Source organism: Nostoc sp. NZL (genome assembly GCF_015714705.1).
GTDB lineage: Bacteria > Cyanobacteriota > Cyanobacteriia > Cyanobacteriales > Nostocaceae > Nostoc > Nostoc foliaceum_A.
On record NZ_WBKL01000131.1, the window covers coordinates 21,545 to 40,304 of the forward strand.

At 43.7% G+C, this 18,760-nt stretch carries 2 protein-coding genes; both read left to right on the top strand.

Going from position 1 to position 18,760, the window contains the following annotated elements:
- Window positions 1-35 precede the first annotated feature (35 nt).
- Window positions 36-11,438, top strand: a complete 11,403-nt coding sequence (locus F8R90_RS18750) for a non-ribosomal peptide synthetase (protein WP_196511922.1) — start codon at window positions 36-38, stop codon at window positions 11,436-11,438.
- The gene (locus F8R90_RS18755; protein WP_196511923.1) at window positions 11,435-18,739 is read left to right on the top strand and encodes an amino acid adenylation domain-containing protein; all 7,305 of its coding nucleotides are present in this window, start codon (window positions 11,435-11,437) and stop codon (window positions 18,737-18,739) included. Before F8R90_RS18750 ends, F8R90_RS18755 begins: the two co-directional genes overlap by 4 nt.
- Window positions 18,740-18,760 lie beyond the last annotated feature (21 nt).

Consider the following 18,760-nt stretch of genomic DNA (forward strand, 5'->3'; position numbering starts at 1 on the left):
AAATTACGAATTAGGCGAGTAGAGGTAATGTTTCTGTGAATATCGAACAATTGGTCGTTGATCTTAGTAAACAGGGTGTAAAGTTGTGGGTTGAAGGTGAGCAGTTGCGTGTTAATGCTCCAAAAGGGGTATTGACACTAGAAACTCGTGACTTATTAGCTAAAAATAAAGCAGAACTTATCTTCTTGCTGCACGAGAAAAATGCGGACACCGATACAGATTTTCCCCTGGTCAAAGCCGAGCGTCCTCAGAACTTACCTCTGTCTTTTGCCCAAGAACGACTCTGGTTATTAAACCAGTTGGAACCAAATAACTCCTCCTATAACGAACAAGCAGCTCTAAAACTTCACGGTAAATTAAACGTCGTGGCGCTAGAGCAAAGCCTCAACAAAATTATCGATCGCCACGAAGCCTTACGTACTAACTTTCGCACTATCAACGAGCAGCCAGTCCAGGTAATTACTGACAGCTTAAACTTAAATGTGCCGATAGTAGACTTATCAGAACTACCTGAAAGTGAAAGAGAAATCGCTTGCCAACAATTAGCCACAACTGAAGCTAATCGACCCTTTGACCTTACTAGTTCTCCTTTAATCCGAGCTTCTGTGGTTAAACTCACAGAGGTAGAATACGCTTTGGTACTAACAATACACCACATTGTAGTGGATGGTTGGTCAATAGGCGTATTGATGCGCGAGTTAGCAACCATTTACTCAGCCATCTGCAATAACTTGTCCCCAGAGCTACCTGAGCTACCAATTCAGTATGCCGACTTTGCGATTTGGCAACGACAATGGTTGCAATCAGAAGTACTCCAAAGGCAGCTTGATTACTGGAAGCAACTACTCAAAAACGCTCCCACGTTACTAGAATTACCCACAGATAGACCAAGACCAGCGATTCAAACTTTTCGGGGCGAAATTCAATATGGAAAATTTTCAGTTGAACTGAGTGAAGCGATCGCTAATTTCACTAGGCAAGAGGGAGCCACCCTATTCATGACGCTGTTTGCGGCTTATGTCACCTTGCTTTATCGCTATACAGACTCCGATGACATTGTAGTGGGTACGCCCATTGCTAACCGCGATCGCTTGGAACTTGAAGGGTTAATTGGCTTTTTTGTCAACACTTTAGTATTACGTACCGATTTGTCGGGCAACCCCAGTTTTCAGCAATTGCTAAGTCGAGTGCGGCAACTGACACTGCAAGCTTACGCTCATCCAGACTTGCCCTTTGAGGAGTTAGTAAAAGCATTACAGCCACAACGCGACCTCAGCCATACACCACTGTTTCAGGTGATGTTTGTCCTCCAGAATGCGCCCATATCTGAAGTAGAGCTTGCTGGCTTAACTATCAGTTCATTGCCAGCCCAAAGCGCAACTGCCAAGTTTGATTTAACTTTATCAATGCAGAATACTGCAACTGGATTGGTGAGTGTGTGGGAGTACAATGCTGACTTGTTTGATGCCAGCACAATCGAGCGGATGAGGGGGCATTTCCAAACATTGCTCCAAGGAATTGTTGCTAACCCTCAAGAGCAGATTTCACAATTGCCTCTGCTAACAGAAATTGAGCAGCAGTTATTACTAAAGTGGAATGATACTCAGGTAGATTATCCCCAAGATAAATGTATTCATCAGTTATTTGAGGAGCAGGTTGAACGTACTCCCGATGCTGTAGCAGTGGTGTATGAAAATCAACATCTTACATACCAGGAATTAAACTGTCGTGCTAATCAGTTGGCGCACTACCTCAAGTCTTTGGGTGTAAAAGCCGATGTGCTAGTGGGTATTTGTGTAGAGCGTTCCTTAGAAATGGTGGTGGGACTGCTAGGGATTCTGAAGGCGGGTGGCGCTTATTTACCACTTGCTTCAGACTATCCTACCGAGCGTTTGCGCTTGATGTTAGAAGATGCTCAAGTTTCAGTATTGCTGACTCAGCAGAAACTCCTCGACAGATTGCCTGAGTATACTGCACAGCGTATTTGTTTAGATGCTGACTGGCAGGTTATTTCTTATTTAAGCCAGGATAATCTAATCGCTGAGACACAAGCAGCTAACTTGGCTTATGTGATTTATACCTCCGGTTCTACAGGTCAACCCAAGGGAGTGCTGATTGCCCATCAAGGATTGCTCAATTTGGTGTTCTGGCATCAACGCACTTTTAAAATCACGACCTTAGACAAAGCTACTCAGCTAGCAGGAACAGCATTTGATGCTGCTGTATGGGAGTTGTGGCCTTACCTGACCGCAGGAGCAAGTATCTATTTAGTCAAACCTGAAATTCTTCTATCCCCAGTAGATTTGCAAGATTGGTTGGAATCGAAAAAGATCACTATCAGTTTTCTACCAACGCCAATGGCAGAGCAATTATTGTCTCTGGAATGGCCAGAAAGTACAACTTTGCGAACTATGCTAACTGGGGGGGATAAGCTTCATCGATATCCATCAGGTTTACTCCCTTTCCAGGTAGTGAATAATTATGGCCCAACTGAAAATACTGTTGTCACAACTTCAGGACTAGTAGTTTCTAATGGGCGGGATAATAATATCTCACCACCCATCGGTCACCCTATAGCCAATGTTGAAATCTATATATTGGACTCTTATTTACAGCCAGTACCTATAGGTGTGCCAGGAGAATTGCATATTGGTGGTGCGGGATTAGCAAAAGGCTACCTTAACCGTCCAGAGTTAACACAAGAAAAATTCATCCCCCACTCTTTTAGTGATGAACCACATTCCCGTCTCTACAAAACCGGGGATAAAGCACGCTATTTAAATAATGGCAATATAGAATACGTTGGACGCATTGACGACCAAGTAAAAATACGTGGTTTCCGCATCGAGTTGAGCGAAATTGAAGCAGTATTGAGCCAACATAGTGATGTGCAGTTATCTTGTGTCATCACCCGTGAGGATAGCCCTGGTGATAAACGTTTAGTCGCCTACGTGGTAGCACATCAGGACTGTAAACCCGCAATCAGCGAACTACGGCAATTCCTCAAAGCAAAGCTGCCAGAGTACATGGTGCCGAGTGCTTTTGTAATCTTGGAATCCTTACCCCTGACTCCAAATGCCAAAGTTGACCGCCGCGCCTTACCAAAACCAGATTTAGACACCACACTGCTAGAAAAATATGTTGCCCCGCGCACACCCATTGAGGAAATGCTGGCACTCCTTTGGGCACAAGTGCTGAAATTAGAGTTTGTAGGTATATATGATAACTTCTTTGAACTTGGTGGACACTCACTACTAGCAACGCAATTGGTTTCACGTATCCGCAACATTTTCAAAGTGGAACTACCATTGCGTGAATTGTTTGCCTCAGCAACAGTTGCGGAATTGGCGCAATCGATTGGGCAATTGCAGCAACAGGTACTTCGACTTCGCTCAGTACAAGACTTAGAACTTTCTACACCATTCATCACACAAAGGGCAGAGAATGCTCAATTACCACTGTCATTTGCTCAACAGCGTCTTTGGTTTTTAGACCAGTTCGAGCCGAACAGTGCCTTATACAACATCCCCTTAGCTTTACGTCTAGTCGGAACTCTTAATCAAGTTGCCCTAGAACAAAGCTTACATGAAATCATTAATCGCCACGAAGCATTACGCACCAATTTTGTAACCGTTAATGAACAACCAACTCAAATTATTCAAACACAAACAAATTGGACAGTTTCAGTTATTGACTTACAGTATTTATCTACACTTGTACTGAGCGAAGACGTTGGCGAAGCCTCTGCCTCAGCAGAAGTAACCGAACAAGAAATTGCTACACAGCAATTAGCGCGACAACAAGCTATTGAGCCTTTTGATCTGGTAAATCAAGCATTAGTTAAGGCGACATTACTAGTGCTGTCCGAGACAGAACACATCTTGTTAGTGTGTATGCACCATATTGTCTCTGATGGCTGGTCAATGGGTGTGTTTCTTCAAGAACTAGCAGCACTGTACAACGCTTATTCTCAAGCTCAACAGTCACCTTTAGCACCACTGCCGATTCAGTATGCAGATTTTGCACTGTGGCAAAGACAATGGTTGCAAGGAGGCGTACTGCAAAGCCAACTGAGTTACTGGCAACAGCAACTCAAAGATGCACCAGCCTTGTTGTCCCTACCCACAGACCGACCAAGACCTGCTGTGCAGACTTTCGCTGGCGCACATCAAGAGTTTGCACTCTCACAAAAGCTCACTCAAGGATTGATACAACTAAGTCAAAAGCAAGGAGTAACCTTGTTTATGACGCTGTTGGCAGCTTATGACACCCTGCTTTACCGCTACACAGGTACAGAAGACATTTTGGTGGGATCTCCCATTGCTAACCGCGATCGCAGTGAGATAGAAGGGTTGATTGGCTTTTTTGTCAACACCTTAGTGATGCGTACTAACTTGGCAGGTAATCCGAGCTTTAGAGAATTACTGGGTCGCATTCGAGAAATGGCAATGGAGGCATACACTTATCAGAATTTGCCTTTTGAAATGCTGGTGGAAGCATTACAACCACAAAGAGACCTCAGTCATACACCCCTGTTCCAAGTGATGTTTGCACTTCAGAATATGCCTTTGTCTGGAGTAGAGTTGGTTGGGTTAAGCGTCACTCCATTGATGCCAGAAAGCACAACTGCAAAGTTTGATTTAAATTTATTCATGCAGAATACTGCTACTGGGCTAGTGGGTGTATGGGAATATAACACTGACTTATTTGATGCCAGCACAATTGAGCGCATGACTGGACATTTTCAGACATTGCTTGAAGGCATTATTGCTAACCCAGAACAGCAAATCTCACAATTGCCCCTGCTGACAGAAGTTGAACAACATCAATTATTAGTGGAGTGGAACGATACTCAGGTAGATTATCCACAAGATTTGTGCATCTATCAGTTATTTGAGGAGCAAGTTCAGCGCACCCCCGATGCTGTAGCGGTTATATTTGAAAACCAACAACTTACTTACTACCAATTAAACTGTCGCGCTAACCAGTTGGCAAATTACTTGCAGTCTTTGGGAGTGTCCGCAGATGTGCTGGTGGGTATTTGTGTAGAGCGCTCCATAGAAATGGTTGTGGGATTACTGGGCATCCTCAAGGCGGGTGGGGCTTATGTGCCACTTGACCCAGATTATCCCCAACAACGTTTGAGTTTCATATTAGATGATGCGGCGCTGCCAGTGTTGTTAACTCAGCAATCATTATTGAAATCTTTGCCAGAGCATACCGCACAGGTAGTATGTTTGGATAGCGATCGCCAACTCATTGAGCAACACAGTCGAGAAAATCCACTCACTGGCAGCAAAGCAGAAAACTTGGCTTATGTAATTTATACTTCAGGTTCCACAGGCCAGCCAAAAGGAGTTCAAGTTAGCCACAACTGTGTGGTCAACTTTTTAGCTTCCATGAGTCATTGTCCAGGATTAACTGACTCTGATACTTTCTGTGCCGTTACTACCATATCCTTTGACATTGCTGCTTTGGAACTATATTTGCCACTGGTGGTAGGAGCGAAGGTAGTAGTAGTTTCGCGTGAAGTCGCCAGTGATGGCGCTAGGCTGTTACTAGAGTTACAGCACTCAAGCACAACGGTGATGCAAGCGACTCCAGCCACTTGGCAAATGCTAGTAGCTTCCGGCTTATCTACTCAACAGTTGGGAATGAAAATCTTGTGTGGGGGAGAAGCCTTACCACCTCAATTAGCCCATCAATTACTAGAAACTGGTGCCCAAGTATGGAATCTCTATGGGCCGACAGAAACAACAATTTGGTCGAGTATTTGCCAACTTAGGAATGAGTCAACGCAACTAGAAGCTAGAAGTGCGATCGCCTCTGGCGCTGCGCTCCGCGCGATCGCACCCATTGGTCGTCCCATAGCTAACACTCAATTTTACATTTTAGATTCACACTTACAACCAGTTCCTGTAGGTGTAGCAGGAGAATTGCATATCGGTGGTTTAGGTTTAGCAAAAGGCTACCTTAACCGCCCACAATTGACACAAGAGAAATTTATCTCTAACCCCTTTAGAAGAAGCAGAGGAGCAGGGGAGCAGGGGAGCAGAGGGGAAACCTTTAATTCAGATCGCCTCTATAAAACCGGCGACTTAGCACGTTATCTACCCAATGGCACAATTGAATACCTGGGACGAATTGACAATCAAGTAAAAATACGTGGTTTCCGCATTGAGTTGGGAGAAATAGAAGCAGTCCTGAGCCAACATGAGGATGTGCAAGCATCTTGTGTTATCGCCCGCGAAGATACCCCAGGTGATAAACGCCTAGTCGCTTACGTAGTACCGCATCTAGGACAGACACCTACAGTTAGCCAGTTGCGCTCCTTCCTGTCTAACCAACTGACTACTTACATGGTGCCACATACTTTTGTAATCCTGGAGTCCTTGCCTCTTACTCCCAACGGCAAGGTAGACCGCCGCACATTAAAAGCACCAGACTCTCGTGGAGAACTAGAAGTCAGTTTTGTAGCCCCACGCAATCAAATCGAAGAAATATTAGCGCAGATTTGGGCAGAAGTTCTCAAACTAGAGCAAGTAGGAGTTCACGATAACTTCTTTGAACTCGGTGGAGATTCTATTCTCAGTCTTCAAATCATCAATAGAGCAAAGCTTGCAGAATTGCAACTGACTCTCAAGCAATTATTTGCACATCAAACAATTGCAGAATTGGCCATAGTGGCAAATATAGCGAGTGTTATCCAAATAGAACAAGGTTTGGTGACAGGGAAATTACCTCTAACGCCAATTCAACACTGGTTTTTTGAGCAAAATTTACAACAGCCGCATCACTTTAATCAATCATTTCTGCTTTCAGTACCATCTGACCTCAAGCCAGAGCTATTAAAGCAAGTATTACAGCAATTGCTAGTACATCATGATGCTCTGCGCCTACGTTTTACACAAACTGACTCTACTTGGCAGCAAATTCACTCTGCTGTGACTGATAGCGTTGCTTTCTCTGACGTAGACTTATCGGCACTTCCACAGAATGAGCAAAAAACTGCGATTGAAGCTAGTGCAACTTGCTTACAGGCGAGTTTGAATCTGTCAGAAAATCTAGTGCAAGTAGCCTTTTTCTATCTGGGTATTGACAAAAGGGCGCGATTACTCATCGTTATCCACCATTTGGTAGTTGACGGCGTTTCTTGGAGAATTTTGTTAGAGGATTTGCACACAGCTTACCAGCAACTTGCTCAAGGTAAAGCCATCACACTGCCTGCTAAAACAACTTCTTTCAAAGATTGGTCTAACAAATTAACCGAACATGCACAGTCAGAAACTCTCAAATCCGAGGTGGCTTATTGGTTGAATGAATCTCGCGCCGCAGTTCCTCCTATCCCAGTGGACTATAAAGGGACAAACACTGTTGAAGCAGCTAGTACAGTAACAGTGTCGTTAAATGAGGCACAAACTCGTGCTTTGCTGCAAGATGTACCAAAAGCTTACAACACTCAGATTAACGATGTGCTACTGACTGCTTTGGCGTTGGTTTTGAGCAGATGGACTAACTCTAAGAGTGTGCTGTTCAACTTAGAAGGTCATGGGCGGGAAGATATTATTGATGATGTAGATTTGTCACGCACTATCGGTTGGTTTACAACCATCTTCCCTGTACTTTTGGAACTGGGGGCAACAGAAAATCCAGCCGATGCTTTAAAATCTGTCAAAGAACAACTGCGGGCTATTCCCAATAAAGGAATTGGCTATGGCTTATTGCGTTATCTGAGTCAGGATGCAGAAATTGCTGCCCAACTACAGGCATTACCGCAAGCAGAAATCAGTTTTAATTATTTGGGTCAATTTGACCAACTGCTTAATACATCTTCTTGGATACAGCTAGCTAGTGAGTCTACGGGACACAGCCACGGTTTGCAGAACAACCGCGCTCATCTACTAGATATCAAGAGCGTTATTACTGAAGAACGGTTGCAAATAAATTGGGCTTACAGCAAAAATATCCACCAGCACGCCACAATCGAAAGTCTGGCACAAGAATTTGTCAAGACATTGCTTGGACTAATTGCTCATTGTTCATCACCAGAGAGTGGAGGTTATACACCTTCAGATTTCTCGCTAGTCAAGCTCAATCAGCCAGAAATAGACCAACTGTTGGCAAGTTTAGTATTCAAAAATCAATCAAGCAAAACTAACTCCAGAAATATTGAAGATATTTACCCGCTCTCGCCAACCCAACAGGGTATGCTGTTTGAGAGTTTGTACGCTCCAGACTCAGGAGTATATTTTCAGCAGTTAAGTTTAACTTTGAGTGGAAAGTTGAATGTGGCAGCATTTGAGCAAGCTTGGCAGCAAGTGATAGCACAGCATTCAATTTTGCGGACTGCTTTTGTTTGGGAGCAATTAGCCCAGCCACTTCAAGTAGTGTATCGGCAGGTGGATGTTAAGCTCAACAGCCATGATTGGCAACAGCTATCTGCACAAGATCAACAACAGCAATTAGAGCTTTTGTTGCACTCACAGCGAAAACAAGGTTTCCAAGTATCTCAACCACCACTGATACATCTGAGCCTTATCCAATTGAGTGCAGATACTTACCAATTTATTTGGAGTTCTCATCACTTATTGCTTGATGGCTGGTCGATGCCTTTGGTTTTCAAAGACTTATTGTACTTTTATCAAGCAATTTCTCAGGGTGAAAATTTAGCTGTTCAACCAACCCAAAGCTACCGCAACTACATTGCTTGGCTACAGAAACAAGACTTAGCCCAAGCTGAACAATTTTGGAGAGAAAAACTCCAAGGTTTTACTGCACCCACTCCTCTGAGTGTTGATAAAAAACAATCATCAAACCGTAAAAAGTTAGATTCTAGCTATAGCGAACAACAAATTCAACTGACAGTGCAAGCGACAGCCGCAGTCCAAACTTTTGCACGGAAGCATCAACTGACGATCAATAATCTGGTGCAAGCGACTTGGGCATTACTCCTGTGTCGCTACAGCCAAGAAACTGATGTAGTTTTTGGTGCAACTGTATCTGGTCGTCCGCCATCTCTTGTTGGTATCGAGTCGATGGTGGGACTATTTATCAACACCTTGCCAGTGCGAGTTCAAGTTTCAGATGATACCCGAGTGTTGGCTTTGTTGAAGGATTTACAGGCACAACAAGTTGAATCTGAGCAATATTCATATAGCTCATTAGTGGAGATTCAAGGTAAGAGTGAAATCAAGAGAGGAACGCCTTTGTTCGAGAGCATTGTTGTCTTTGAGAATTATCCAGTTGATGAGGCAGTGCAAGAACACAATTACAGTTTCTCTATAGACAAGATTCACGCTATTGAACAAACTAATTATCCTCTGACTGTAATTGCTGCTGTTGGTAAGCAATTGTTGGTGAAGATTAGCTATGATATTAGCCGCTTTGATGATACGGCGATCGCTCGCTTGTTAGGACATTTCCAAATATTGCTTGAGGGAATTGTTGCTAACCCAGAACAGCAAATCTCACAATTGCCCCTGCTGACAGAAGTCGAACGGCATCAATTATTAGTGGAATGGAGCGATACTCAGACGGATTATCCACTAGATAAATGCCTCCATCACTTGTTTGAGGATCAGTGTTTGAGTACACCTGATGCGATCGCAGTTGTGTTTGAAAATCAACAACTCACTTACCAGCAGTTGAATAGTCGCGCTAACCAGTTGGCACATTACTTGCAGTCTTTGGGAGTGTCCGCAGATGTGCTGGTGGGTATCTGTGTAGAACGCTCAATAGAAATGGTTGTCGGATTGTTGGGCATTCTCAAGGCGGGTGGGGCTTATGTGCCAATTGACCCGAACTACCCACAAGAGCGAATTCGTTTCATGCTGCAAGATTGTGGAGCAAAGGTTTTGCTCACCCATAGTCAACTCAAAGACTTGAGTGCGATCGCAGAACTGGCGGCTGACAACAAAGAAACTCTTGCCCAATCCCGTTCGATACTGTATTTAGATCGCGATAACTTTGCCAACCAATCTACAGAAAACCCCAGTAGGCAAAGTCAACCTGATGATTTAGCTTATGTAATCTACACATCAGGCTCTACAGGGCAACCCAAAGGGGTACAACTACTGCACCGAGGTTTAAGTAATTATTTACATTGGGCTAAAGACTACTACACGGTAGCAGAAGGACAAGGTACACCTGTGCAGTCTTCTCTTAGCTTTGATGCAACCATTACATCACTCTACCTCCCTCTAATTTGTGGGCGTACCACCATCTTGGTAAGAGAAAAACAAGAGTTGGAGCTTCTAGCAGACATTGTTAAACAAAACAATCATCTATCCCTAGTCAAAATCACACCTTCCCATCTGGAAATACTCAATCAGCAAATTGAGCCTGATGCAATGCCGAATCGGGTCAATGCCTTTGTTTTAGGCGGTGAGGCATTACACGCTAACCAAATAATCCCGTGGTTGACTCATGCCCCCAATACCCGCCTGATTAACGAATATGGCCCAACAGAAGCGGTTGTGGGGTGTTGTGTCTACGAAGCAACTGGAAAAAGGGATCTGGCAGGTGATTTATTAATCGGACAGCCAATTGCCAATGTACGTATTTACATTTTAGACAACCACAACCAACTTCTGCCTCCCGGCATTCCTGGGGAACTTTGTATTGCCGGGGCTGGTTTAGCCCGTGGCTATCTCAACCGTCCCGAACTCACAGCTGAAAAATTCATCGAACTCGACTTATTTGGTAAAAAAGAACGAATCTACAAAACTGGCGATTTAGCCAGATGGTTGCCTGATGGTAATCTTGAATACCTGGGACGCATTGACAACCAAATAAAAATTCGCGGTTTCCGCATCGAGTTGGGAGAAATTGAGGCATTACTCAACCAACATGATGATGTGCAGGCATCTGTAGTCACCGTCCGCGAAGATACCCCAGGTGATACTTGTACTGAGCGACTCGTGCCGAGCGGAGCCGAGGTAAGTCGAAGTAAACGCTTAGTTGCCTACGTCGTGCCGCATCAGCATACACCCACAATCAATGAACTGCGGCAATTTCTGAAAGCAAAGCTACCAGACTACATGGTGCCAAACGCTTTTGTGATGTTGGAATCAATGCCACTCACTCCCAACGGCAAAGTAGACCGTCGCGCCCTACCTGCGCCAGATTTACACAGCGAACGCACAGACAAATATGTAGCCCCGCGCACTCCGATTGAAGAAATACTGGTACAAATTTGGTCACAAGTGCTGAAAGTAGAGCAAGTAGGCATACATGATAACTTCTTTGAACTTGGGGGACACTCGCTACTAGCAACACAAGTACTTTCACGCATCCGCGATCGCTTTAAAGTCAAACTCCCTTTACACGAATTGTTCAATACCCCGACCATAGCTGAATTAGCGCCATCAATCGGGAAGTTACAGCAACAAAATTCAGACCTAACTGTTCCACGCATTCTACCAAGGAGCAAAAGATGATGACTGAAGAATTACCCCTATCTTATGCTCAACAGCGTTTGTGGTTTTTAGACCAGTTAGAGCCGAACAGTGCTATATACAACATCCCTTTAGCTTTGCGTCTAGTGGGAAACCTCAATCGGGCTGCCTTAGAACAAAGCTTTCAAGAAATTATTGATCGCCATGAAGCGTTACGCACAAACTTCATCACAGTTGATGGAAAACCTTCTCAAATTATTCAAGCACAAATTAATTGGACAGTTTCAGTTGTTGAGTGCGAACATCTGCCACCAAGCGAACAAGAAATTACGACACAAAAATTAACGCAGCAACAAGCTATTCAGCCTTTTGACTTGGCAGAGGGAGCATTAATCAGGGCGACATTAATTGTGCTGTCTAAGACAGAACACATATTGTTACTGTGTATGCACCATATTGTCTCCGATGCCTGGTCATTGGGTGTGTTTATCCAAGAACTAGCAGCACTGTACAATGCTTATTCTCAAGGTGAACCGTCACCTTTAATGCCATTGCCGATTCAGTACGCAGATTTTGGCATCTGGCAAAGAGAGTGGTTGCAAGGGGAGGTACTGCAAAATCAAATCTCGTACTGGCAACAACAACTAAAAGATGCACCAGCCTTGTTGTCCCTACCCACAGACCGACCAAGACCTGCTGTGCAGACTTTCGCTGGCGCAATTCAAGAGTTTGCCCTCTCAGTTGAGTTAAGCAATCAGCTGACACAACTGAGCCAGAAGCAAGGGGTGACTTTGTTCATGACACTTTTGGCAGCCTTTGATACCCTACTTTACCGCTATACAGGACAGTTAGACATTTTAGTAGGGTCTGCGATCGCAAACCGCGAACACAGCGAAATCGAAGGGTTAATTGGCTTTTTTGTCAATACTTTAGTGTTGCGTACTGATTTATCAGGCAACCCCAGTTTTAGCGAATTACTTTCTCGCGTTCGGCAAATAGCTCTAGGAGCATACTCTCATCAAGAGTTGCCATTTGAAATGCTAGTTGAGGCATTACAACCAGAACGGGATCTCAGCCATCCACCACTATTCCAGGTGATGTTTGTCCTCCAGAATACGCCCATGTCTGGAGTAGAACTTGCTGGCTTAACTATCAGTTCTTTGCCACCCCAAAGCACAATTGCTAAGTTTGATTTAACTTTATCAATGCACAACTCAAGTGCTGGACTAGTGGGGATATGGGAATATAACACTGACTTATTTGATGCCAGCACAATTGAGCGGATGAGTGGGCATTTTGTGACACTGCTTTCTGGAATTGTTGCTAACCCAGAGGAGCGGATTTCGCAATTGCCTTTGCTGTCTCAGACAGAGCAACAGCAGTTATTAGTTGAATGGAACGATACTCAAGCAGACTATCCTGTTGATAAGTGTATTCATCAGTTGTTTGAGGAGGAGGTTGAGCGTACACCCAATGCTGTAGCTGTGGTGTTTGAAAATCAACAACTGACTTACCACCAATTGAATTGTCGCGCTAATTATTTAGCCCATTACTTGCAGTCTTTGGGTATAAAACCAGATACGCTGGTGGGTATTTGTGTGGAACGCTCAATAGAAATGGTGGTGGGAATGTTGGGCATTCTCAAGGCAGGTGGAGCATACCTACCACTTGACCCAGAGTATCCTACTGAGCGTTTGGCTTTCATGTTAGAAGATGCTCAAGTTTCCATACTGTTGACTCAACAGAGACTTATTGACAGACTTCCTGAGCATCCAGCAAAACTTATCTGTTTAGATGAAGCTTGGGAACAAATTGCCCAACACAATCAAGATAACCCAACCAGTGAAGTCAAAGCTTTTCATCTAGCCAATCTGATTTACACTTCTGGTTCAACAGGTAAACCTAAAGGTGTCATGGTTGAGCATAAGGGATTATGCAACTTAGCTCAAGCTCAGATTCAAACTTTTGGCTTGACTTCGGATAGTCGCGTTCTTCAGTTTGCCTCCTTCAGTTTTGATGCTTCCATCTCAGAAATTTTGATGGCTTTGGGTTCAGGTGCAACGCTGTATCTGGGAACAAAAGACTCTCTACTACCAGGGAAGCCATTAATTGAGCAATTAAGCAATCATTGCATTACTCATATCACCCTACCACCATCGGCGTTAGCAGTTATGCCTGGGTCGGAACTTCCGGCACTGCAAACAATAATTGTAGCGGGAGAAGCAAGTTCATCTGAATTAATCAGACAATGGTCTGCTGGCAGAAACTTATTCAATGCCTACGGGCCAACAGAAGCTAGTGTTTGTGCTGCGATCGCAAAATGCACTGAAGATGACAATAAAATATCTATTGGTAAGGCGATCGCCAACGTCCAGGTTTATATTTTAGATGAATATCTGCAACCAGTACCGATTGGTGTACCAGGTGAATTGCATATTGGTGGTACTGGTTTATCACGAGGCTACCTTAATCGTCCAGAGTTGACAAAAGAAAAATTTATTCCCAACCCGTTTAAGGGAGCAGGAGAGAGTAAATTATATAAAACCGGAGACTTAGCACGCTATTTACCAAATGGCAACATTGAATACCTGGGACGCATCGACAATCAGGTAAAAATCCGTGGCTTCCGTATCGAGTTGGGAGAAATTGAAGAATTACTGAACCAACATAGTGATGTGCAGACAGCTTGTGTTATTGCCCGTGAAGATCATCCAGGTGATAAACGCTTAGTTGCCTACGTGGTAGGACATAAACAGCATCCACCTACAATCAGCCAGTTAAGATCCTTCCTCTCTAGTCAACTGCCACAATACATGATACCTCATGCTTTTGTGATGCTAGAGTCTTTACCTCTGACTCCCAACGGCAAGGTAGACCGTCACGCATTGAGAGCGCCAGATTCTCGTGAGGGACTGGAAATCAGTTTTGTCGCCCCGCGCACTCCGATTGAAGAAATCCTGACGCAAATTTGGACACAAGCCCTGAAAGTAGACCAAGTAGGCATATATGATAACTTCTTTGAACTTGGAGGGCACTCACTACTAGCAACGCAACTAGTTTCACGTATCCGCAACATTTTCAAAGTGGAACTACCATTGCGTGAGTTCTTTGCCAGAAAAACAGTTGCCGAATTGGCGCGTTCGATTGAGCAATTGCAGCAACAAGACTTAGAATTGGTTTCTCCACCCATCTTACCAAGGGCAGAGAATGCAGAATTACCACTGTCTTATGCTCAACAGCGTCTTTGGTTTTTAGACCAGTTTGAGCCGAACAGTGCCATATACAACATTCCTATGGCTTTGCGTCTAGTCGGAACACTTAATCAAGTTGCCTTAGAACAAAGCTTGTATGAAATCATTAATCGCCACGAAGCCTTACGCACCAATTTCGTCACCGTTAATGGACAAGCAAATCAAATTATTCAAACACAAACGAATTGGACAGTTTCAGTTGTTGGCTTGAAGCATTTATCAACAACTGAACAAGAAATCGCTACACAGCAATTAGCGCAACAACAAGCTATTCAAACTTTTGATCTAGAAAATCAAGCATTAGTTAGGGCGACATTACTATTGCTGTCCGAGACAGAACACATCTTATTAGTGTGTATGCACCATATTGTCTCTGATGGCTGGTCATTGGGTGTGTTTATCCAAGAACTAGCAGCACTTTACAACGCTTATTCTCAAGGTGAGCCGTCACCTTTAACACCATTGCCGATTCAGTACGCAGATTTTGCCATTTGGCAAAGAAATTGGTTGCAAGGGGAGGTACTGCAAACTCAAATCTCGTACTGGCAACAACAACTTAAAGATGCACCAGCCTTGTTGTCCTTACCCACAGACCGACCAAGACCTGCTGTGCAGACTTTCGCTGGTGGACATCAAGAGTTTGCACTCTCAGTTGAATTAAGCAATAAGCTGACAAAACTGAGCCAGGAGCAAGGGGTTACTTTGTTCATGACACTTTTGGCAGCGTTTGATACGCTGCTTTACCGCTACACAGGTACGGAAGATATTTTGGTAGGTTCGCCAATTGCAAACCGTAATCGTAATGAAATTGAAGGGTTAATTGGCTTTTTTGTCAATACTTTAGTGTTACGTGCTGACTTATCAGGCGATCGCAGCTTTAACGAATTACTTGGTCGCGTTCGATTGATGGCAATAGATGCTTATGCTCATCAGGACTTACCTTTTGAAATGCTAGTAGAAGTATTGCAGCCAGAACGGGATCTCAGTCATACACCACTTTTCCAAGTCATGTTTGCCCTCCAGAATGTGCCGATGTCTGAGATAGAGCTTGCTGATTTAACTATCAGTTCTTTGCCAGTAGAAAGCGCAACTGCCAAGTTTGATTTGTTTTTATCAATGCAGAACACTGCTACTGGACTGGTGGGTGTATGGGAATATAACACTGACTTATTTGATGCCAGCACAATTGAACGGATGACTGGTCATTTTATGACATTGCTTGAAAGTATTATTACTAACCCAGAGGAGCGGATTTCACAATTGCCTCTGCTGTCACAGACAGAGCAACAGCAGTTATTAGTTGAATGGAACAATACTCTGACGGATTATCCCCGTGATAAATCTATCCATCAGTTGTTTGAGGAACAAGTAGAGCGTACACCCAATGCGATCGCAGTTGTGTTTGAAGATCAACAACTGACTTACCAGCAGTTGAACTGTCGTGCTAACCAGTTGGCGCACTACCTGAAGTCTTTGGGAGTGTCCGCAGATGTGCTGGTAGGCATTTGTGTAGAACGCTCAATAGAAATGGTTGTGGGACTGTTAGGAATTCTCAAAGCAGGTGGGGCTTATGTGCCACTTGATCCAAACTACCCTCAAGAGCGTTTGGCTTTCATGTTAGAAGATGCTCAAGTTTCAGTATTGCTAACCCAACATTCACTCCTCGACAGATTACCTCAGCATCAAGCAAGCCAAGTCTTTTTGGATACTGACTGGCAAGTGATTTCTCAGTCGAGTCAGGATAATTTCATTTCTGGTGTGCAAGCAACTAATTTGGCTTATGTAATTTATACCTCTGGTTCTACAGGTAAGCCTAAAGGTGTAGCCTTGAATCAGCTTGCTCTTTGCAATTTGATTCTGTGGCAACTGCAAAATAATACAATTTCCACTGGAGCAAAAACGCTGCAATTTGCTCCTATTAGCTTTGATGTCTCCTTCCAAGAAATGTTTTCTACCTGGTTTTCGGGAGGCACATTGTTCTTAATTACGGAGGAATTGCGCCGAGATACCTCAGCTTTGTTAGGTTTTCTCCAAGAAAAAGCTGTTGAGAGACTGTTTGTTCCCTTTGTTGCCTTACAGCAACTAGCTGAAGTCGCTGTTGGTAGTGAATTAGTTAATAGTCATCTGCGGGAAATCATTACTGCTGGGGAACAGTTGCAAATTACTCCCGCGATTTCTCAATGGTTAAGCAAACTAACCGATTGTACTTTGCACAATCATTACGGGCCATCGGAGAGCCATGTAATCATCACTTTTACTTTGGCTGATCCAGTAGAGGCTTGGCCGCTACTGCCTCCTATTGGTCGTCCCATTGCTAATACGCAAATTTACATCCTAGATAAATATTTACAGCCTGTACCCGTGGGTGTAGCAGGAGAATTGCACATTGGTGGTGTCTCTTTGGCGCAAGGCTACCTCAATCGGCCAGAGTTAACACAAGAGAAATTTATCTCCAACCCCTTTAAAAGAAGCAGAGGAGCAGGGGAGCAGGGGAGCAGAGGGGAAACCGATCGCCTCTACAAAACAGGGGATTTAGCCCGCTATTTACCAAATGGCAACATTGAATACCTGGGACGTATTGACAATCAGGTTAAGGTGCGAGGCTTCCGGATTGAATTGGGAGAAGTTGAAGCAGTACTGAGCCAGTATGGAGATGTGGAGGGATGTTGTATTATTGCCCGCGAAGAAACGCCGGGTGATAAAAGGTTAATTGCCTACGTGGTAGCACATCAGAACTCTACACCCACAATCAGCGAACTGCGGCAATTCCTGAAAGCAAAGCTACCAGACTACATGGTGCCAAGCGCTTTTGTGATGTTGGAGTCAATGCCACTAACTCCTAGCGGCAAAGTAGACCGTCGTGCATTGCCTGCACCGGATTTACACAGCAGTAATTCAGACAAATATGTAGCTCCACGCAACCAAGTAGAACTGGAACTAACGCAAATCTGGTTAAGAATTTTGAAAGTTGACAAGGTGGGAGTAAAAGATAATTTCTTTGACCTCGGTGGTCATTCCCTTTTAACTCCTTACTTAATGGCTCAAATTAAAAAGCAGCTTGGTAAAGATATTGCGATCGCTAGCCTTTACCAAAATCCAACTATTGAACAATTGGCAACTATTGTACCATTCGATTCAGATTCTAAGAGTGGATCTCCCTTAGTAGTACTTCAGCCGCACGGTTCTAAGCCACCTTTATTTTGTCTTCCTGGGGCTGCGGGCTATCCCTTTTATTTGTATGATTTAGCCCGTTGTCTGGGTTCAGACCAACCATTTTACAGTTTCCAAGCAATTGCTCCTGAAGCAGGAGAACTAATTACCCAAGTTGAGGATGTAGCCGCCCGTTATATTCAAGAACTTTTTGTTGTTCAACCACAGGGGCCGTATTTTTTAGCAGGGCATTCTTTTGGCGGTAAATTAGCCTTTGAAATGGCGCAGCAGTTACTTCGTAAAGGTCATAAGGTTGCTTTAGCTGCCATTCTTGATACTACAGCACCATTTCATCAGAAAAATCCATCAGCTTTTGATTTGGATAACACTAAATGGTTGGCTGAATTAGCAGACACAATCGAAGTTGTTTACGGGAAAAAGATGGATTGTTCTGTTGATACTCTTCAATCTATGGTTTGGGAAGATCAGCTTAAATACGTTCTAGAAAGGTTAAAGAATGCTGATATATTACCTCCTGACGATGAAATTACGCAGCTTAATAATATGGTGCAGATGCTCAAAGCTAACGCTGTAGTTAATTATGTACCAAAAGAGATTTATCCAACCAAAATTACTCTCTTACGCGCCAAAGAGAATGTCGTCAAGGTTGATGAATCTAATAGTGAAGTACTTTCTGATATTTTGCAGGATTTACACTGGGGCTGGAGCAAATTTTCTGCCGAACCAGTGAATGTCCATTTTGTCCCAGGTAATCATGTGACGATGATGAATCTGCCCCATGTTCAGGTCTTAGCGGAACAGTTGAAAGCTTGTATTGAGCAAGCACAAGAAGTTAGAGGCGATGAATATAAACCTAATTTTGATAATCAGATTCGGCCTATCAAGTTTTTATCTAACCCACATTCTGTAGATATTAAGTGAGTTCATTTGAGTTCAAATTTA

Coding starts and splice junctions, on each gene's coding strand:
- F8R90_RS18755 (WP_196511923.1), top strand. CDS start 11,435: ATGATGACTGAAGAATTACCCCTATCTTATGCTCAACAGCGTTTGTGG.